At 62.0% G+C, this 19219-nt stretch carries 22 protein-coding genes; 9 read left to right on the top strand and 13 right to left on the bottom strand.

Annotation, left to right across the window (positions count from 1 at the left end):
* The first annotated feature begins 283 nt into the window (after positions 1–283).
* Both ACI8UR_RS09405 and ACI8UR_RS09400 read left to right on the top strand, forming a co-directional pair.
* The gene (locus ACI8UR_RS09405) at positions 284–514 is read left to right on the top strand and encodes a hypothetical protein (RefSeq protein WP_411715231.1); all 231 of its coding nucleotides are present in this window, start codon (positions 284–286) and stop codon (positions 512–514) included.
* A gap of 9 nt (positions 515–523) precedes the next feature.
* Entirely contained in the window at positions 524–940 is a 417-nt protein-coding gene (locus ACI8UR_RS09400; RefSeq protein ID WP_411715230.1) for a PIN domain-containing protein, read from the top strand.
* Positions 941–1229: 289 nt separating this feature from the next.
* Here the strand turns inward: ACI8UR_RS09400 and ACI8UR_RS09395 are convergent, their stop codons facing one another.
* Positions 1230–1703, bottom strand: a complete 474-nt coding sequence (locus tag ACI8UR_RS09395) for a hypothetical protein (protein WP_411715229.1) — start codon at positions 1701–1703, stop codon at positions 1230–1232.
* The gene (locus ACI8UR_RS09390) at positions 1703–2386 is read right to left on the bottom strand and encodes a winged helix-turn-helix domain-containing protein (protein WP_411715228.1); all 684 of its coding nucleotides are present in this window, start codon (positions 2384–2386) and stop codon (positions 1703–1705) included. The genes ACI8UR_RS09395 and ACI8UR_RS09390 overlap by 1 nt, the downstream gene beginning before the upstream one ends.
* A 312-nt stretch (positions 2387–2698) precedes the next feature.
* Here ACI8UR_RS09390 and ACI8UR_RS09385 point away from each other — a divergent pair, with 312 nt between their 5' ends.
* The 4 genes from ACI8UR_RS09385 to ACI8UR_RS09370 all read left to right on the top strand — a co-directional run bounded on the left by ACI8UR_RS09385 (position 2699) and on the right by ACI8UR_RS09370 (position 5086).
* A complete protein-coding gene (locus ACI8UR_RS09385) occupies positions 2699–3757 on the top strand; it encodes a YihY/virulence factor BrkB family protein (RefSeq protein WP_411715227.1) in 1059 nt (352 codons plus the stop codon).
* Between the two features lie 92 nt (positions 3758–3849).
* The gene (locus ACI8UR_RS09380) at positions 3850–4203 is read left to right on the top strand and encodes a hypothetical protein (RefSeq protein WP_411715226.1); all 354 of its coding nucleotides are present in this window, start codon (positions 3850–3852) and stop codon (positions 4201–4203) included.
* Positions 4204–4411: 208 nt separating this feature from the next.
* A complete protein-coding gene (locus tag ACI8UR_RS09375; protein WP_411715225.1) occupies positions 4412–4714 on the top strand; it encodes a hypothetical protein in 303 nt (100 codons plus the stop codon).
* A 102-nt stretch (positions 4715–4816) separates the two neighbouring features.
* Positions 4817–5086, top strand: a complete 270-nt coding sequence (locus ACI8UR_RS09370) for a hypothetical protein (RefSeq protein ID WP_411715224.1) — start codon at positions 4817–4819, stop codon at positions 5084–5086.
* A gap of 239 nt (positions 5087–5325) precedes the next feature.
* On the opposite strand, the gene ACI8UR_RS09365 is transcribed toward ACI8UR_RS09370, so the two are convergent.
* The 6 genes from ACI8UR_RS09365 to ACI8UR_RS09340 form a co-directional block, all read right to left on the bottom strand.
* The gene (locus ACI8UR_RS09365) at positions 5326–6006 is read right to left on the bottom strand and encodes a carbonic anhydrase (protein ID WP_411715223.1); all 681 of its coding nucleotides are present in this window, start codon (positions 6004–6006) and stop codon (positions 5326–5328) included.
* A gap of 85 nt (positions 6007–6091) precedes the next feature.
* Positions 6092–6781 (bottom strand): TOBE domain-containing protein, encoded by a 690-nt coding sequence (locus ACI8UR_RS09360; RefSeq protein ID WP_411715222.1) that lies wholly within the window; start codon positions 6779–6781, stop codon positions 6092–6094.
* A 19-nt stretch (positions 6782–6800) separates the two neighbouring features.
* Entirely contained in the window at positions 6801–7562 is a 762-nt protein-coding gene (locus tag ACI8UR_RS09355) for an amino acid ABC transporter ATP-binding protein (protein WP_411715221.1), read from the bottom strand.
* Positions 7562–8278 (bottom strand): ABC transporter permease, encoded by a 717-nt coding sequence (locus tag ACI8UR_RS09350; RefSeq protein ID WP_411715233.1) that lies wholly within the window; start codon positions 8276–8278, stop codon positions 7562–7564. The genes ACI8UR_RS09355 and ACI8UR_RS09350 overlap by 1 nt, the downstream gene beginning before the upstream one ends.
* Positions 8278–9204 carry a substrate-binding domain-containing protein gene (locus ACI8UR_RS09345; RefSeq protein ID WP_411715220.1) on the bottom strand — a complete coding sequence of 309 codons (927 nt, stop codon included), beginning with the start codon at positions 9202–9204 and terminating at the stop codon, positions 8278–8280. Before ACI8UR_RS09345 ends, ACI8UR_RS09350 begins: the two co-directional genes overlap by 1 nt.
* Before the next feature lie 220 nt (positions 9205–9424).
* Positions 9425–10324 carry a DUF4382 domain-containing protein gene (locus ACI8UR_RS09340; protein WP_411715219.1) on the bottom strand — a complete coding sequence of 300 codons (900 nt, stop codon included), beginning with the start codon at positions 10322–10324 and terminating at the stop codon, positions 9425–9427.
* A 180-nt stretch (positions 10325–10504) separates the two neighbouring features.
* Here ACI8UR_RS09340 and ACI8UR_RS09335 point away from each other — a divergent pair, with 180 nt between their 5' ends.
* Both ACI8UR_RS09335 and ACI8UR_RS09330 read left to right on the top strand, forming a co-directional pair.
* Positions 10505–11167 carry a high-affinity nickel-transporter protein gene (locus tag ACI8UR_RS09335; protein ID WP_411715218.1) on the top strand — a complete coding sequence of 221 codons (663 nt, stop codon included), beginning with the start codon at positions 10505–10507 and terminating at the stop codon, positions 11165–11167.
* Between the two features lie 81 nt (positions 11168–11248).
* The gene (locus tag ACI8UR_RS09330) at positions 11249–12883 is read left to right on the top strand and encodes a CocE/NonD family hydrolase (protein WP_415087798.1); all 1635 of its coding nucleotides are present in this window, start codon (positions 11249–11251) and stop codon (positions 12881–12883) included.
* Positions 12884–12886: 3 nt separating this feature from the next.
* Here ACI8UR_RS09330 and surE read toward each other — a convergent pair whose 3' ends face one another.
* The 5 genes from surE to ACI8UR_RS09305 all read right to left on the bottom strand — a co-directional run bounded on the left by surE (position 12887) and on the right by ACI8UR_RS09305 (position 17640).
* Positions 12887–13663, bottom strand: a complete 777-nt coding sequence (gene surE / locus ACI8UR_RS09325; RefSeq protein WP_411716016.1) for a 5'/3'-nucleotidase SurE — start codon at positions 13661–13663, stop codon at positions 12887–12889.
* Between the two features lie 63 nt (positions 13664–13726).
* Entirely contained in the window at positions 13727–15142 is a 1416-nt protein-coding gene (locus ACI8UR_RS09320; RefSeq protein WP_411716017.1) for a small ribosomal subunit Rsm22 family protein, read from the bottom strand.
* The gene (locus ACI8UR_RS09315; protein ID WP_411716018.1) at positions 15139–15873 is read right to left on the bottom strand and encodes a prephenate dehydrogenase; all 735 of its coding nucleotides are present in this window, start codon (positions 15871–15873) and stop codon (positions 15139–15141) included. The genes ACI8UR_RS09320 and ACI8UR_RS09315 overlap by 4 nt, the downstream gene beginning before the upstream one ends.
* A gap of 329 nt (positions 15874–16202) precedes the next feature.
* On the bottom strand, positions 16203–16355 hold the full coding sequence (locus ACI8UR_RS09310; RefSeq protein ID WP_411716019.1) for a hypothetical protein: 153 nt from the start codon (positions 16353–16355) through the stop codon (positions 16203–16205).
* Between the two features lie 112 nt (positions 16356–16467).
* Positions 16468–17640, bottom strand: coding sequence for a M24 family metallopeptidase (locus tag ACI8UR_RS09305; RefSeq protein WP_411716020.1), 1173 nt, complete (start codon positions 17638–17640; stop codon positions 16468–16470).
* 89 nt (positions 17641–17729) lie between these two features.
* Here ACI8UR_RS09305 and aroA point away from each other — a divergent pair, with 89 nt between their 5' ends.
* Positions 17730–19088: a 3-phosphoshikimate 1-carboxyvinyltransferase gene (aroA, locus tag ACI8UR_RS09300; protein ID WP_415087797.1), complete on the top strand. Its 1359-nt coding sequence runs from the start codon at positions 17730–17732 to the stop codon at positions 19086–19088.
* The last annotated feature ends 131 nt before the right edge of the window (positions 19089–19219 follow it).

Raw genomic sequence — 19219 nt, 5'->3', positions numbered from 1 at the left:
CAAGGTGGAACAGCGGGAGAGCAGATAAGGCTCAAAACACAGGTATTAGGCACTCTATCTTCCAAGGAGGGGTTTGAAAATTGTTTCTGAGGGATTCTTCGCGTTCAGTCGGAGTCGATGAGCAACCGGAAGATCGGATGCTGTCCGCGTCGAATACGTTCCAATAACACGGTTCGATACCCCGCTCAGTCTCAATAAGAGGAACACCGCGAAGCTGCGGTCAGTTTTTGCTGCTGTGTCCTGACCCAAAGACACAAGATTCTGTGTATGAATAGGTTTCTGTATGCCCAGTATCACTGTCAATGTCGACGACGACCTCAAAGACCGGATGGAGAAACATCCGGAGATCAACTGGAGCGAGGTCACCCGCCAGGCTATCCAGGAGAAGATCGAGACACTCGACGTGATGGACGAACTCACGTCCGGAAGCCAACTCACTGAGAGCGACATTGCGGAAATAGCCAACAAGGTCAACGAGAGTGCACGCGACCGCATCGGAGAGGATTCGGAGTAGCCCAGACGGATGAAGCTGGTCGTCGATGCCAACGTCGTCATCTCCGCACTCATCGCAGACTCAAAAACCCGCGAACTCATCGTCACACTTGAACCCGATCTCTTGACGCCCGAGTTCGTCCATGACGAAATCGAGAACTACGAGGAGCTGATCGTCGAGAAGTCAGGGATGACTCCAGATCGAGTCGCACAGTTCATTGACCTCCTCTTCCAGTACATCGAAGTCGTTTCCGCCAGCGAGTTCTATCCGTATATCGAGCAGGCCGAAGAGACGATTGGCGACACTGATCCCGACGACGTGTTGTACCTAGCGTGTGCTCTCGCCACCGATTCTGATATTTGGAGCGACGACTCCGACTTCGAGGAACAGGATGTCGTTGCGGCCCACACGACGAGCGACGTAATCGACTCGTTCGACACGCTCTAGCCGAACCAAACAGCCGCCTGTAGAATGAAGGGCCACGTTCTTTTATATGTGGCAGTAATAGGCAGTCTGTTACGCCCGTATTCGCTGTCCTGAGAGTGGATCAAGAGACAATTTTCACGAGATTCCATCATGGATTTCAACTACCTGAACAAGGTCGAGCAGCGAGAGAGCAGATAAGGCCCAAAAACGGGTATTAGGCACTCTATATCCCGAGTAGGGATCTTGATCGGCTCTGAGAGATTCTTCTCGTTGAACACTCCAACTGGGAATTACAGACAGTATTTCTAGACTACGGCAAGCCATTCTGCGCATTCACCAAGCCCTCGTCACCGTTCTCGACCGCTTCCCACCACGTCTTCAGCACAGCAATCGTGACGAGTTCAGGTGGTCGTTCGATCCCGATACAGGATTGCCGATGTTCGTCGAGATTGCTTGGCGGATGAAAATGCCGTACTGGCTTATTCGTGCTCTCGTTCGCTGCCTCGCGCCCGAACCTGAATTCCAGCCCTTTCTCCCGATAGTGGTATTTGTAGTCTCCATTCCCCCACCACTGAGTATCGAAATACCCGCCCCGTTGGTGGATTCCTGGGGTAACAGTGGCCCGTGCCTCTCTGGGGTTTTCTCCTTTCCGCTGTTTGAACGGTTGATCTTTCTGATACCGGAATCGGACGTTGACAACTCCTTTGTCGAGTTGCTTGCGCATCTGCTCCACGCTCTCATCAATCGCCTCCGAATCGATTGGAGAGCCGTTTCCCATTCCCATTACTGAAGTGGGTGCTGATTGTGAGCGGGGGGTGTGGTCTGTTTACCCGGGTGTCCGTCGATCGGTTCAGTTACGGTGTATGTCTGTTCTTTCGCCTCTTTGAAGCGGTATGCGGCTCTGAGGTGCTTGAGTTCTCGTTCTGCTGTCCGCCAGTGAGAAACATCGTTGAGTTCGTCCTGACTGAGTTCCTTGTCTGAAACCAGAAGTTCCTCTGGATCGTTTGCATCATATTTGGCTTTGTACTCTGCGAGTTCCTGTTTCACTCGCTGGATTTGTTCGACGAGCGTTTCGCTAGCGGCGAGCTGGCTGATCTGTTTGAGAAGATGCCATTCAGGGTCTCGCTCGTATAGCTTTCCAGAATCTGTCTGATGGCTTCTAACGATACCTTCCTCGGCAAGCTTGTTGAGCGTGGTTCTGGCTTTTGTTTCTGAGACCAGAGCTGTGTCTGCGATGTCGCCCGCGGATTTCGGGGTCGTCGTTCTGTTGATTACCGTGCGAATTCGCTCGTCCGCAGTAGTGTCTGCTTTCCACTCTGCGGCTGCGAAGTCATCGATGTCCTCAAAGTCATCGTCATCAACATCGAACGGGTCAATGTCGTCCACGGTCAATGGTTCATCCGGTAGTTCCTCCTCGGTGGGAAACTCGTCGGGCCCGTCAGGGGTAGAGGGTGGCTCGTCGGTCATACGTCACTCTATGCTTTCGACACACATATATTTCTTCGTCTCACATATATTCCCCACGATCAGATTACTACTCACCCCTCAAAGTCACATCTGACTCTACTAACGCATCGTCTCAGCTCACGCTTTCACGTCACATTCATGCAACACGGGTGACGGCACGCAATACAGTATCTGGCAGGACAGCCAGTAACGTGTATCTCGTTCACAGTCAGGGTGCGTTCACCTCTGTGTCCAACTGCCAGCGAACCTCCCGCAAGCCCCCCGCTAACCAAACCCCATCGTCTTTTGTCCCGCCATCGGAACATCGCGGCAATGAATCTCCGTATCGGTCGCACCAAACAGGTCGCGCGAGCGGTTATCAAGGAAGCACGCTCCGAGAACATCACGTTCATGGCTGGCTCCATCGCCTACCACGCGTTCGTCTCACTGCTTCCGTTCTTGCTACTGATGCTGTTCGTGCTCTCGGAGCTCGGGAGCGAAGACGCCGCGAGACAGCTCATCGAGGGGGTGGCCGAAAACATCACGCCGTCCGGCAGCGCCATCTCGCAGGATTTCGCGACTCTGCTCGTCAACGCTGCGACTAACGCGACGGGGAGCGCCGGCCTGTCAGTACTCAGCCTCGCCATACTGGCGTGGGGAACACTGCGTATCTTCCGTGGGCTCGACCAGGCGTTCTCGGATATTTACGAATCCCATGCCGTGAACACGCTCCTCGACCAGATTCTCGATGCGATCGTCGTGTTCGGCGCGTTAGGGGCTGCGCTCTTCGTTGTGACAATCGCCGAATCAATGATTACTGTCCCTACGTCGGGGATTTTTGGAGTTATTCTCCGGCCAGTGTTCTCGACGCTGTTTCTGGCGGTTGCCTTCTATCCGATGTACTACGTGTTCCCGGATGAGAATGTGAGTTTCCGCGAAGTCATCCCTGGGGCACTGTTGGCCGGTGCTGGCTGGACGGCGCTCCGGTACGGCTTCACGGTGTACACCCGCGTTTCGAGCACCAGCGATTACGGTCTCGTCGGCATCATCATCCTACTCATCACGTGGTTGTACTTCGGCGGCCTCATTCTGCTCGTCAGCGCTGCCGTCAACGCCGTCTTAGCCGGTCGCTCGGAAGACGTCGCGAACATCGCGTGGGATGAACCGCTCGACGCGGATCCGGCCCATAATGACGCCGCCTTCGTCGAGCCCGCCCGGGCGCTGGAGGCAGCCACCTGGGATGGGGAGGTGCAGCTCGTGGTGGAGAATGCAGATGTAACGATGCCTGCCCCGACCGACGCCTCCGTTCGTGTCCATGCAGTCGACCGGCCGCGTCTTCTTGGAGGTGACCGCGAAACGGTTACTATACATCTCGAATGGGATTACAATTGAGTCTGAACGATGCAGATTCGGTGTCGCTTTGAATGGCTGCGATCAGCTCTGTCGAAGCAAGCCTTTAGTTTGCGTTTCGAGAACTCCATGGTATGGAGAAAGGACTGGAGCCGACCGAGGCGTATGATGGCTCCATCACCGTCCGCTTCTTCGATGACGACGGTGATAGGGAACAAATCAGCTGCTTATCCTACGAAGCGGCAATTGACGTCGTCAAAGTCAATCAGTACGAGTACACGATCATCGAGATCGTAGATTCTGATGGCGAGGTCGTCTTCAATTCGGCTGATATGAACATCGAGGCATGGGAGATCGAATGGAAACGCGCCAAACGCCAACTATCCGTCGACGTCGAGTCCCATGAGTGTCCCTACGACAATCGCGCCTGTTTCGCCGATGACCCCTGTGTCAGATGCCAAATCGACACAGTTCAGCGACAATCCTGAGTTCCGTCGCTTCCTGCTCGGTGCCTAACGTCTGTCGTGAAGGACCTCGGGGGCAAGCCCCGAGGCACTCGGCCTGCCCCGCCTGTAGACCTACCAATTCCGGGATTGTATTCATCATTTTCAGAGTCTGAGGCGTTCGATACCACCCCATTCCGTATCGGCATGTTCGCAACCGCAGAGATTTATCCGTCGAACGAAGAGGAGGAGTATGCACACCTGCGATGCCTGCGGTGCGGAGTTCGAAACCCTGTCACAACTCCGGTTGCGACACGACGACTGTCCGGTCAAGGCGGAGCGCCGAAAGCGCGAAGCCGCGGTTCAGCGACTGCAGGACGAGCGCGGGCTCGAAATCGGCGATCTCTGTCGAGTCCTCTCCTCCGGCAAGGAAGTCGAAATCGTCGACATCGACCCTGACGCGGAGGGAAATGAACTGACCGTGGTCTACGTTCCCACCAGCAGGGAGGACACGCCAGACAACCGACGCACAGTCCCCGCTGCGGAGCTAATCTGAGCCGGGACGGGGTTGCGGAGCATGACGCCCGAAGCCCGATAACAAACCTGCATCAGGCGGCAGGACTATGTGCATCGGTCACATGGGTCTACTCGCATCGCTATGAAACCGTGCCACAACTGTCAGGCGGCCATCGACGAGTATCTCTTAGATAAACAACTCGAACCCCTGCGCGACCTCACAGTCGACGATTTCCACCTCTGTACCGACTGTGTGACAGTCGTCGCTGATGCCTGCGTGGAGTGCGGCGGCGGCGTCTACGTCCCACGGAACACGACGACGACGCCCGACATATGTCCGGCGTGTCGGTCTGACCGCATCGAACGTACGGGACACGACCACGGTTGGAAGCTCGACGCGCCGTCGCACTGAACGGCACGCGTCCGGTTGCGGCTGCGCGGTTCTTTTTATTTGTAAAATTGCTGTCAAGCCGCTGGCGTCGTTCTCCGGGAACGCCTGTGGGTGTTACTCGACTGTTTCGCCATTGTCCACGACTGGTGAAGAAAGACTCCGTGTGAGGAACTCGACGAACGCGGGAGTGATAATCGTCGAAGGCTCCAGTCCGTTTCGTGGAACGCGGTGAGGCCTGGCCCCGGCCTCAAGCGGCCCTGTCAGTATTCCCAGAGCCGTTCGATGCGTGATTCGATGTCGGGATACTCCTCGCGGAGCGTCTCGACGGAGGTTTCGCCGTCGACGTTGATGACGTGTACCTCACCGCGCTGGCCATCGTAGACGTCCTGGAAGTCGTAGACCCCACCGATGATATCGACAGTTTCGGGGACGGCGTCGCTTTCGAGGAGGAACTCGATCTGTCTGTCGACGTTGTACTCGACGAGCCGATTTATCGCGGCCGTGCGTTCGACGTCGTCGGGAAGCGCCTCGACGCCCCCTTCGAGATGCGGTTTCAGCAGGCTGATGCAATGTTCGATGCCCGGGGGCTCGGAGAGGCCATCGGTCAGGGCGTCGTACGTCGCCGTGACGGCGCCACAGCCGGTGTGGCCGACGACGACCGCGGTCTCGGTACCGGTGTGCTCGATCGGGTAGAGCACGTCGCCCGAGACGACCTCGCCGGCGTCGGTGCGTTGGACGACGCGGTTGCCGATATTCCCGCAGGTGAACACCCGACCGGGTTCGTCGTTGCCCCAGAGGTGGTCTTGGAGGACGCGGGAGTCCGAACAGCAGACCGAGACCACGTCCGGATGCTGGGACTCCTGGACATCGTCGAATCGGGAGTGAAACGCCTGTGCGTGTTCCGCGTTGTTCTGGAGTAATTCGACGAACGTTTGCTCCATACTCGTCGTACACTCACACTTGGGATTTATTTTTCCATCTCAGAGTCGGTTCGGGCCCGTCCGTGTCGTGGACGCCGACGCTGATTCAAAGCGACGACGGCGTCGCCCGCGCGGCCGTGGATTTGAACGCTGCCACGACATCACTGCCCTCTTTCAGGCCGAGTCGCGAGAGGCTCTCGGTCGTGATGACCGACTCGATTGTGACGCTCTCGGAGATGTCGACACGCACCGTCACGATACGGTCGCCAGCGTCGATTCGAGACACCGTTCCGACGAGCTGATTTCGGAGGCTAGTGTGGGCACCCGACTCGCTGCCCGGCGCCACGAGCACGACCGCATCCGACCGGATGGCGATCTCCACGTCGGTCGCTTCCGCCGGGACGCGAGCCTTCAGGTCGCCGGCCTCCGTTTCGACGGTCGCTAACTCGCCGTGTCGCTCGATGACTGTCCCGCGAATCACCGATTCGGTGACGGTTGTGACGCCGGCCAGCTCCACTCGGAGGCGGTCGAACTGTCTGATGAGGTTCCGCGCTGCCGTGGTGAGTTCGGTGCCGCCGCCGCCGCTGCCGCCACGAACGCGTGTGGTGAGCGACCCGACCGCGCCTTCGAGTTCGACGACACGCCGCTGGAGATGTGGGTAGGAGCGCCCGAGGTCGTCCGCTGCACCCGACATCGAGCCGGTCTCAGCTATGGCCCGGAGCATCTCGATGTCCCGGCCGGTAATCGCGACGTTGTCGATGGCGAGGTGTGGTTCGAAGCCTTTCTCGAGCGTCATGATGTGAGGCTCGCTGTCATCAGTACACTAGTTCTCCCGAAATAAACTTCTTCGTGCGCTCGTCGGTCGGTGCCTCGAAGACGGTGTCCGTCGGGCCGATTTCGGCGAACCCCGTTCCCAGAAGGACGGCGACGCGGTCGGCAATGCGCTCGGCCTGATGCATGTCGTGAGTGGCAACGACGACGCCGATACCACGGTCGCGAGCGGCTGAAATCGCATCCTCGATGACGGCGGTATTCCGGGGGTCTAAATCGGAGGTCGGTTCGTCCAGAAGCAACACAGCAGGGTCGTACGCAAGGGCCCGCGCGAAGGCGACGCGCTGGGCCTCACCGCCGGAGAGTGATCCTGCCGACTGGTCGAGTTTGTCAGCGAGGCCGACAACGTCGAGTGCCTCCCTGACCGCTTCGGGGGGGGCAGCCGCTCCGCCGATGGGGAGCTGGCCGTGGAGTCGCTCGCGCCACGACCGCCGCACCCGGAGGCCGTACTCGACGTTGCGGGCGATCGAGGCGTCGAAGAGACTCGCCTGCTGGAACACCATGCCGATTCGACGGCGGAGCATGAGTCGGTCGTGCTCACTGGCTGCCCAGGCGTCCGTGCCGTCGAACGTGACCCGGCCGCCATCGGGGTTGACGAACAGCGCGAGGATGCGGAGGAGCGTCGACTTGCCCACGCCTGAGGGGCCGATAATGGCGACGACCTCGCCGGGGTCGACCGACAGCGATGCCCCATCGACCACCTGTTCGTCGCCATAGGCGTGTGTGACCGCGTCGAGCTCTAACATCACCGCATCACCCCACCGTCGCCAAGGCGGATGACGACGGCGTTCACGAGCAAGACGAGCGCCACCAGCACTGCCCCAAGAATGAGCGCCGTCTCGTAGCGCCCCTGGCGAGCCTCCAGTTGGATGGCCGTCGTCAGGGTTCGAGTCTTCGAGACGCCGTCCGCACCGGCGATGTTGCCGCCGACGATGAGGACGGAACCGACCTCGCTTATTGCGCGGCCGAACCCCGCGAGGACGGCGGTGGCGATGCCGTAGCGCGCCTCCTTGATAGTGACGAGCGCGACGTCGATTTTCGTGCCACCGAGAGCACGCGCGGCCTCCCGAACGCTCCCATCGACGCCCGTGACGGCAGCAAGGCTGATGGCCGTAATCGCTGGCGTCGCGAGCACGAACTGCGACATGATCATCGCCTCCTTGGTGAACACGAGGTTCAACGCGCCGAGCGGGCCCTGATTCGAGACGGCGAACAGTACGAGCAGGCCAACCACGACGCTCGGAAAGCCCATCCCGGTGTTGATGAGCGATTTACAGAGTCGCTTGCCCGGAAAGTCGGTGAATGCCAGCAGTATTGCGGTCGGCAGACTCACCAAAGTGCTGAGAAACACCGCGAACAGACTCACGTACAGCGAGACGAAAACGATGCTCCGGACGTACACCGCCTCGAACGGAAACTCGAGGAGGGGGGCCACGCCGGACGTGAGCGCGAGCGGCACGATCAGCTATCGTCGGCGTCGCTACTCCAACCTTCCGGAACGTACTGCTGGAAGTTGGGGTCTTCCGACAGCGCCCGGGGGAAGAACAGTTGTTCGCCGTTCGCCTCGTAGTTCGCGATGAGCTCTTGGGCAGCGGGGCTGGTGATGTAGCCGATGTAGGCCATCGCGAGGTCGTAGTTGACGTTCTCGTGAACCGCGGGGTTGACCGCCATCACACCGTAGGGGTTCGCGAGCCGTTCCGGGCCACCCTCTATCGGCCCCTGGACGAGAATGCTAAGGTCGATCTCCGAGCGCTGGGAAATGTAGGTGCCGCGGTCTGAGAGGGTGTAGGCCCCCTGTTCGTTCGCGATGTTGAGTACCTCGCCCATCCCCTGCCCGGTTTCGCGGTACCAGTCGCCGCTGGGGTCAACGTCGGCAGCCTCCCAGATGGCCAGTTCTTTGGTATGCGTCCCGGAGTTGTCGCCACGGGAGACGAACGGGGCTTGCTCGTCGGCGATGGTCGCGAACGCCTCGGTCGCCGAGTCCAGCCCCTCGATTCCGGCGGGGTCGGACGACGGCCCGACGATGACGAAGTCGTTGAACATGAGGTCACGACGATTCACGCCGTAGCCCTCCCGCATGAAGTCGTCCTCCAACGAGCGGGCGTGTACCATCACCACGTCAGAATCGCCGTTCCGCGCCGTCTCAAGCGCCGCGCCGGTACCCTGGGCGACGGCGTCGACGGTAACCCCGTACTGCTCCTCGAACGGCGCGTGCAACTCCGCGAGCAGGCCGGTGTCGTACGTGCTCGTCGTCGTCGTCAGCGTGAGCGTCTCTCCGACGACACCAGGTTGTGATTCTTCCTCTCCGAACGCCCGTGAACAGCCGGCCAGTCCTGCTGTGGTACCCGCACCGAGCGCTGCAAGGAACTCTCGTCGATGTATCGTCATGGAAACATCGGTTGGACGGGAGGGATTTAATGATTTGCATCTGGGTGTAACCGATGTACGTTACGAGCGCCGGGGCTGTTCATCGGTTTCGTGATGGCCACGAAATAGACCGAGCGCGGAACGCGCATACGAGCCGGCAAGGACTACCGTGTACTGGGAGTGTACGGTAACGACGAGCGTTCACACGTACAAATCTGGTTACGTAGAAACGATAGTTGCGTTACGCGCTGCTTTCGTTGCCGGACGTTTCGTTCTGTCCGGACTGTTCGGTCTCCTCGGGAGTCGCCGTCGATTCCCCGTCGGTTTCAGTCGATTCAGTCTCGGTCGATTCAGTCTCGGTCGATTCCTCTTCACCGTCACCGTTCTCGACCTCCTCGACTTCGACATCCTCGCCGGCGACGCCGCTTTTTCCGATGACGGGCAGGAGGTTGTAGCCGTTCGACCCCTTCTTGACCACGTTGATGTCGAAGACGAAGCTCACTTCGCCGCCCTCCGTGACCTCGAACGGCTTGACGATTTTGAGTTTCCCGCTCGGAATCTTCACGTCGACGTTCTCGCCGTTGACCACGCCCGCTACGTCCGAGGCGTAGAGTTCTATCTTGGAGTAGGTGCCCGCTTCGAGTTCGCCTTCCAGTACCGGAAGCGCCTTCTCACCGACGACTTCCGTCAGGTCGACTGTCTCGTCGTCGATGTTGAACTCGGTGAAGCCACGCTCTTCGGTGTCATCCTCATCTCCATCGTCAGTTTCCGTGGTCTCCGTCTCCTCAGGGGTGTCGGTCGGTTCCGGCGTCGGCGTTTCCTCGGCTTCTGTCTGCTCGGCTGTCTCAGTTCCTTCGGCTGTCTCGGTTCCTTCAGTGGTTTCGGTTTCTTCGGTCGTCTCCGTCTCCTCGTCCTCGTCATCGCCCTTGAAAACGCGCGCCTTCGAGAGCGTCACGTCGAGCGAGTCGAAATCATCGATGTCTGCGGGCCGGTCGCTGATGAGCAGTCGGAACGTGCCGAGTGCCGTCCCGCCACCACCGCCACCGCCGCCGTTGTCCGGCGTGCCGTCGCCGCCCGTACAGCCAGCCAGCAGTGCCGTTCCGATACCCGCGGTCGAGACGACGAACTTGCGCCGCCTCATGCCGAATCAGCCCCCGAAGATTGCGCGTCGATATCGGTCGCTACTGTCTGCTCGCAGTGTGACTGTTTCATCGTCTGTTACTCTTCGACGAGAGTATAAACGGTTGATGGCCGTTCGAACACTTGCCCGTCGCTGCCGGGACTCCGAATCGACTATACTCCACCGCTCGAACCAGGCGGTATGTCCGCCATCACAGTAGCGGCGGCGGGCGCCGCACTCGGCGTCCGACACGCAGTTGAGGCCGACCACCTTGCAGCCGTGGCGACGCTCGTCGACGAGGGAGACGGGCGGCTCGGTTCGGTCGGCGCCTCGTGGGGACTGGGCCACTCGCTACCCATCATCGTCCTCGGGCTGCTTCTCGTCGGCCTCGGCATCCGTGTTCCCGACGCAGTCGCGGCCTTCTTCGAGGTCATCGTCGGCATCGTCCTGCTCGGTCTCGGCGCGCGAATGCTGTGGGCCGTCAGTCGCGGAACGACACATACGAGCCACGTCCACGGAACCGGGCTGCACGCTCATCTGACGCTCGGGTCGCTCTCCGTCGGCTGGACACATTTTCACCTCGACGGCGAATCGTTCCTCGTCGGCCTCATTCACGGCTTTGCTGGCAGCGGCGCGCTGGTCGTTCTCCTCGTCTCGTCGGCTCCATCCGTCGACGCTGCGGTGCTCTTTCTCGCCGCGTTCAGTTTGCTTTCCATCGCCACCATGACGACCGTCTCGATACTCTGGGGGCGAACGATGGGGACGGCGATATCGGCGTATCTGCGGGTGCTGGCCGGCCTGTTCGGTATCGCGGTCGGCGGCGTGCTCCTCTTCGAGCAGGCCGTCGGGTTCAGCTTGCTGTGATATTCACCCATCATCCCACGAGTTTAAAACGGGGGACATGCGCGGCAGTACGACCTTCGGTTCGTGTCCGAATGTGCGAGTATGTCACGCCAGACGAGCAGGCGAACGTTCCTCGCAGGGGCAGCCGGTATCGCAGTGGCCGGCGGCTTCGCGGGGCTTTCGAGCGCAGGTGAACATGGCTACACGACCGAAGACCTCCGAATCGAATCCTGGGACGGTACCGAACTCGCGGCGACGCTGTATCTTCCCGATAACGACGGGCCATCGCCAGCAGTGTTGAGTACCCACGGCTGGGGCAACGACCGAAACGCCGCTGCCGTCCAGCGAACGTCGGACATCTACGCCAGTCACGGCTACGTCGTCCTGACGTACGATTCCCGTGGCTTCGGCGATTCGGATGGCCAGGTCGGTATCGACGGCCCGAATGAGGTCAACGACGCCCAGCATCTCATCACATGGCTGGCCCGCCGCGACGAGGTGCTCACCGACAGTGAGGACAACCCGCGTATCGGCATGGACGGGCTCTCGTATGCCGGCGGCATCCAGCTCAACACCGCGGCCGTCGACGACCGACTCGACGCGATTATCCCCCGGTGGGCGTGGCACGACCTCTCGCACTCACTGGGCCCCGACGACGTCATCAAGCGTGGCTGGACGAGCCTGCTGTATGCGGTCGGTACCACCGGATCGCTCGGTCTCACTTCGGGGCAGGAACGCCCCCAGTTGAACGACACCACTGGGATGACACCGCGGCTCACCGAGATTTACGCCGAGTCGACGGCCCGAAACGAACTCGCGGATCGGCACGAGGCCTACTTCAAGACTCGCTCGGCCGTCTCGAAGCTCGACGAACTCGGGAAGAACAGCCCACCGGCGCTCTTCATCTCCGGACTCAACGACGTGCTGTTCACGCCAGATGAGGCCATCTGGAACTACGATGGGCTCCGGGAACGCGGTGTCGAGAGCCGCCTCGTGCTCTTCGAGGGCGCCCACACCCTCTTCGGAGCGACGCCCGACGCGGACACCCAGGCCATCATCGACGGGTTCGCCCTCGATTGGATGGACGACCACGTCAAGCGGAAGGGCAACGCCGACCTTCCGCCGGTGACCTACTACGACATCCAGTCTGAAGTGTTCAAGACGACGGACAGCATCCCCGAACCGAGCCGTGACCTCGATTTGGCCGGCACCGGCGGCCAGCGAGCCGGCACCGGCGAACAGACCGTGGTGCTCAACAGTGGCGAGGCGACGTCATCGAGTCAGGTGGCACCGCGGAACGACGACGCTGCGCCGGGTGCGACCGCCGCGGAGTTCGCCTTCGACATCACGGAGGATGTCGAACTGCTCGGGTCGCCCGAACTCACGCTCCCCATCCAGCCCATCGGCACCGAGACGAAGCTGTTCGCGAAGCTCTACCACGTCGAGGACGGCGAGGAGACGCTCATCCACGACCAGGTGACGCCGTTCCGGCTCGAAGGCACCCAAACTAGAGAGGTCACCCAAGAAATGGTCGCGCTGCAGCGACAACTCGCCGCCGGCGACCAGTTGAAGCTCGTCATCGCGACGACGGATGCCGGCTTCTACGCCTCCCGGGAGTCGGCGGGGGCCCGACTGCTCCACGGCGAGGGAACGCTCTCGCTGCCGGTGGCAGGGGAGAAATCACCCGGTAAAAGCGGCCAGACGTCGGCCAAAAACAAGCCACGGGCGGACGACTGACGCCTACTCGGTGTAGGCTTCTGCGAGGCCGTCGAGGGCCTCGTGGTCGGTCGTCGTATGCGGTGCCGTAAGCGGCGAGACGCTGATTCGGCCTTCGACGACGGCGCGGCGGTCGCTTCCTACCGGGTCGGGGATATCTCCGCTTGCCATCCGTTCCCATATCTTGTCGTATATTCTCACGGCGTCGCCGTCGCGTTCGGCGTCCATCTCGTAGACGTGTGAGGGGCGCGTGATCTCCATCTCGGCAGTGCCTTCTTTGGGCGGCACCGGCGCGTTGACGTTGAGGTAGTCGGCGTGCTCGAAGACGCCGACGCTGGGTGCGTGTTCGACGAGATACCGAACCGCTCCGGTGGCCTCGTCGAAATCCTCGGGGTCGGGCGTCCACGTTTCGAAGTCGACCTCGTCCGTGGGGAAATACACCGAGGCAGCGATGGCGGGCACACCGAAGAAGGCCGCCTCGACGGCCGCCGACACTGTCCCCGAGCGGCCGAGAACGTACTCACCGAGGTTGGCGCCGCGATTGCAGCCCGCGACGACGAGGTCGGGGTCGAGGTCGAGCGCACCGAGGCCGGCGAGCACGCAGTCGGTCGGTGTCCCTTCGACCGCGTAGCCGAGTTCGTGGTCGTGGAAGTCGACGCGACGAGAAAGCTGTCGCCCGACGGCGCTTTGGTCGCTGGCGGGGGCGACAACCGTCACGGTAGCGACATCCTCGAGGGCGTCGTGCAGCGCCCGGATGCCGACGGCGTCGATGCCGTCGTCGTTCGTGAGGAGAATATCCATACTCGTGGTGGGTGCCGGTATCGCAAAAATTCACCGCACACGGCCGTCTGGGGCGCCGTTCGGTTAGGCCATCCTGTCGACGACGGTTTCGGCATCGACGACGAGATTGTATGCCTCCTCGTCGTCGTTCCAGAGCACGAGCACGTTCTCGAAGTGGAGCAGGGAACCGTAGGGGGCCCGCTGGAGCGGCTCGTTCAGGGCTGATTCCCGCGTGAGGACGGCGTAGTGGTCGACCGATTCCGAGCCGTCGCTGATCTTGAACAGCGGATTGCCCTCCTCGGTGAGATTCGGCGACAGCTTCAACGCGTCGAGATCGATGCGGTCGGTGACGTGCTCGTCCATCTCGGCCATCTTGGCCACGCGCTCGGGGTTCGGTTCGTATTCGATTGCGCGTTTGCCGTCCGTCCGCACGAGGAGGTAGGCGAACTGCACGTCCGTGTTGGTGTAGGTGCCGTCGCCGCCAGCCGAGTCTTCTCCGCGCTCGGATGCGCGGTCGAGACGGCGCTGGAAAGCCGGCACCTCAATATCCGGCTCACGGCGGAACGTCCAGCCGCGGTCGGTCGGCTCCTCGTCGGGCCACAGCCGTATCGTCGGCGCGTACACGGTGGCATCCTCGCGCCGGTCGAGCAGGTCGCGCTCGACCGTCCGGAGTCGGGTCGCCGTTCGCTCTTCTGCGGGGGACAGCGCGAGCATCGTGCCGTCGTCGGCCAGTGCGTCGAGATACCGTTCGGCGACCGCGACCGGGTCGTCCAGTTCGGCGAACACGTTCGCGAAGACAACGAGGTCGTACTCCGTCTCGGGGTCGAACGCCTCGGCCGTCTCTCGGTGAATCGTCGTGTGGAAACTCGGCCGCGTTTCGTCCAGCATGTGTTCGAGCACGTCGGCTGCCGCGCTCGGCTCGACTGCGTCGTACTCAACGAGCGTCTCTTCGGGGAGGTGATCGTGGAGACCGAGCGCGGGCCCACCCGTGCCAGCGCCGACTTCGAGGACGCGGAGCTGCCGCGGGAGCAGGCCGTCTTCCGTGAGGTCATCGAGGACGTACTGAATCGCCGCGTAGTAATCCGGCAGATGGTACAGTCCATAAGCCAGCGCCGTGTCGGCGTCGTACTCGACCGACGTATCGGCGAAGTATTCGGCTTTCAGGCGGTCGATTCTCTCGCGGAGTCGGTCGCCGCTGTCACTCTCGGGCCAGCCGGGGCCGAACCGCTCGACGAGCAGGTCTTCGAACTGTCGGGCATACGTCTCGGGGAACCGCTCGACGCCCCTGAACGTCGTCGACACCGGGCCCTCCTCGACGGGGACGAAGGTTCCGTCCTCGCGTTCGCGGAGCCCCAACTCGAAGGCGTGTTCCCGAAGTGTCTGCTTGACGACCGCCGGATGTGGCTGGCTTTCGACGTATTCGTATATCTCGTCGGGGTCGACGGGACGGACGTTCCGAAGGTAGCGAGCGGCGTCGAGAATCCCGTCGGTTTCGCTCATCGGCCGGCTTCCCCGTAGAGGTCGATGAACGTCTCATGGTCGGCGTCGGACAGAGCGCGGGCTGCCTCGGCGACCTCGTCACTCCCCTCGAACCGGGCCTGAATCTCGGCATACACCTCGGGTGTGTTGTCGACGACCTGCTCGACCAGCTCCTCGAGCGGTGCCGAAAGCGTCGTGTGGAATCGTGGGTCGACGTCGTCGGCGTCCGCCAAGGCATACGCCAGCACGGCCGTGTGGGCTTTTGTCTGCACCGTCTCCATCGCCCGGTCGTGTTCCTCGGGCGTCGTCTCGAACACCTTGTTGCCCGCGTGCGAAAGCGTCGCTTTGATGCCTTCAATAACCGGCCCCTCGCGGTCGACGACGACGGGGATGTTCCCCGGCGCGTTCGACGCCGAAAACAGCGGGTGGAAACTCGCCCGCTCGCGGTCGTCGGCGTGTTCACGCAGCGCCGCGATGGAATCCCGCATTTCCCCGGAGACATCGACGATGGCTTCGGTCGCTTTCGGAGCGTGTTCGGCCACGGCGCCCGGAATCGCGGTCATCGGCACGGCGAGACAGACGACGTCGAAGGACTCGTCGGTGCCCAGCGGAACGGCCTGTGCGTCGTCCCGTTCGGCAGCGGCTTCGCGTGCGACGGTCGCCTCGCGGTCGGCGAAGGCGACGCTGTCGGCGCCGCTGTGACGGGCGAACCACCGGCCCATCTCTCCCGCCCCGACGACGAGCAGTTGCATACAATCCGGTTTTCCCGCCTCCGGGAAAAGCCGTTCGTATTCTGAGGTGGCAGGTCGCGATACGACTAACTGGCGTCGAACTGATGGAGTGTGTATGCCGACGATTCCAGTCGAGTATCCGAACGAAATCGTGAGCGAGCGCGTCATCCTCCGCATCCGGCCGGACGAAGTATTCACTGGCGACTGAAAACGGCCGCGAGAACGCCAAGTACGAGTGGTTGGCGGCTCAGGAGTACGCGTCGTCACAAGGGGCTCGGAGCGGGGGTACGAGCCTCATCATCGCCGCCATCGATCCGTAGGCGGCGGCCGCTTTTGTACCTTACCGGAGCCTACTCGAGAAGCCGGAAATTGTTGTTGCCGCAGTTGCAATTTGGGTTCCCGATGCTTCGGATTTCCCCGCCCGACCGTACTTCGACCGGCTGTACCGACTCACAGTCATCACAGACGGCCAGGCCGTGCTGTCTCTCGTCACTGCTCGACATACTCCGACCATCGTGAGGCATCCATTTATTCGTCCGTTAACGTACACCGCACGATACCGTGTGAACATATATATGCGCGGTCGAATCGTCGCCGTCAGAGCGGGTCTGACGGCTACTGAACGACGAACGATTTCTCGTAGTCGGTGAGGTTCTCGTGGCCGTTCTCGGTCACGACGACGAGGTCTTCGATGCGGACGCCGCCGACCTCGGGGTCGTAGAGGCCGGGTTCCACGGTGACGACGTGTCCGGCCTGCAGTTCGTTATCCTGCTCGGAGATGCGGGGATACTCGTGGATGTCGAGTCCGACACCGTGGCCGGTGGTGTGGATGAAGCCCGTCTCCGTCGACTCGTCGGCCCGCAGCGTCGGGAGCCCGGCATCCTCGTAGATATCACAGACTGCGCTGTGTACCTCGCTGCCAGTGACGCCAGCCTCGATAGCGTCGAGGGCTGCCTCCTGGGCTTCGAGCGTCAGGTCGTACCACTCCCGAATCGTCTCGGTGGGCTCGCCGACGCAGAACGTCCGGGTCATGTCGGCGTAGTAGCCCGTCTCCTTCGAGCGCGGGAAGATGTCGATGATGATGGCCTCGTCGGCTACGAGCGGGCCGGAGCCGCGGTCGTGGGGGTCGGCCGCGTCGGCACCGCAGGCGACGATGGTTTCATCGAGCGCACAGCCGTGGCGGAGCAGCTCGATTTCGATTTCCTGTTTGACGCGCTCGGAGGTGAGCGGTTCGCCGTCGTGGACGAGCGTGCCGTCTTCGACATCGGCAGCCGCGAGCAGTTCCTCGGCGCGCCCCATCGCTGCCTCGTTCACGGCCTGGACTTTGCGGATATGCTCGATTTCCTCGTCGGCTTTCGTTGCGCGGATGGATTCGATGACGCTGTCGTAATCGGCGTCGACGGTGACACCGAGGTCGCGAAGCCCGTCGGCGGTGCCGAGGGAGAAGTCGGTCGGCGCAGCGACCGACTCGATGTCGTGGGCATCGAGAAACGCCGCGAGCGTCCGATGGCCGCCTTCGGTCTGGCCGTATTCTTCGATGTTGTCGTGGTGGTCGTATTCTGAATGGCGTTCGACGCTGTCCGCGCGGGCGTTCCGGTTCGCGCGGCCGTATTCGAGCGCCGAGACGAGCAGGTGCGTCTCGCCGGTGTACAGCGTGACGAAGGGGTCGGGGGCGGTGAATCCGGAGAGATACCGCTGGTCTGAGTCCTCGCCGTCGGCTTCGATGAGGTAGCCGTCGGCGGCTTCCGCCTCGAGGAAGGCGTCGAGTTCCGAGAGGTCAGGTTCCATATCAGACGGCGGGCCGGCACTCACAAAGCGTTGACGACGGCGGGCGCCCCAGCCGGTATCCTCTTTTCGAGGGGCTACGAGCCATCGGTATGGACGTTCGCATCTCACCGTCACGGGTACGCGGCACCGCGCGCGCACCGCCCTCGAAGAGCTACACGCACAGAGCCATCCTCGCGGCCGGCTACGCCGGCGGAGCGCTGGTGTGTAACCCGCTTTCGAGCGCCGACACGCGCGCGACGGCCCGCGCGGTGGAGGCCTACGGTGGCTCGGTCGAGCGCGTGCCGCCACGCGGCACGGAACGGACGAGTGGGGAGCGTAGCGACCCACGAGCTGACGACCTCGAAATCGTCGGCTTCGACGGCGACCCCGAGACGCCCGGCGACGTCATCTCGTGTGCCAACAGCGGAACGACGATGCGACTGACGACGGCGACCGGAGCACTTGTCGATGGCCTCGCCGTGCTCACCGGCGACGCCTCGCTCCGAACGCGACCCCAGGGGCCGCTTTTGGACGCGCTGAAACAGCTCGGCGCACGCGCCGAATCGACCCGGAGCAACGGCCAGGCGCCGCTCATCGTCGGTGGCGACATCCGCGGCGGTGATTTGAACATCCGTGGCGACGTCTCCTCGCAGTACATCACGGGACTGCTCATGGCCGGGGCCGTGACCGAGGGCGGTGTCGAGATCGACCTCACGACCGAGCTCAAATCCGCCCCGTACGTCGATATCACGCTCGAGGTGTTGGACGATTTCGGCATCGAGGCCGAGGTTATCGGCGGCGATGACTCGGACGTGCGTGCGTCAGGGGCTGACGGTTTCCGCGTCGCCGGCGGCCAGTCGTACGAGCCCGGAGACGGCGAGTACCACGTCCCCGGCGACTTTTCGTCGATGTCGTATCTGCTCGCTGCTGGCGCGCTCGCGTCCGATGAGGAACTTATCGTCGAGGGCGCATATCCCAGCGCCCAGGGCGATTCGGCTATCGTCTCCATCCTCGAACGGATGGGCGCCGACATAGAGTGGAACCGAAAAGACGGCGCCATCACGGTGGGAAAATCCGACCTCGCGGGCATCGAAGTCGGCGTCGCGGACACGCCCGACCTGCTCCCGACCATCGCGGTGCTCGGGGCGGTCGCCGACGGAACCACGCGCATCACCGACTGCGAGCACGTCCGACTGAAAGAGACCGACCGCGTGGCTGCGATGGCGACCGAACTCGAGAAGATGGGCATCGACGTCGTCGAACACGACGACGAACTCGTCATCAACGACGGCAACCTTGAAGGCGCGACCGTCGACGGCTATGACGACCACCGTATCATCATGGCGCTGTCCATCGCGGCGCTCGTCGCTGACGGTGAGACGACCATCGAGGGCGCCGAACACGTCGACGTTTCCTTCCCGGATTTCTTCGACGTCCTCTACGACCTCGGCGTCGACCTGGCCCGCTGAGCGCCTAATAGTTGAGGCGCAATCTTGAGACGGCAGCCTCCGAATCGATGAGATGCGTTGGGTCGATGGACATCGGCGTGACGCAGTGGTTCACCTGGCGGGGGTACTCCCTGTCACCATCGCCGTTTCTG

Source organism: Natronomonas sp., from assembly GCF_047616845.1.
Classification (GTDB): Archaea; Halobacteriota; Halobacteria; order Halobacteriales; family Haloarculaceae; genus Natronomonas.
This window is presented reverse-complemented; position numbering and strand designations above follow the sequence as displayed.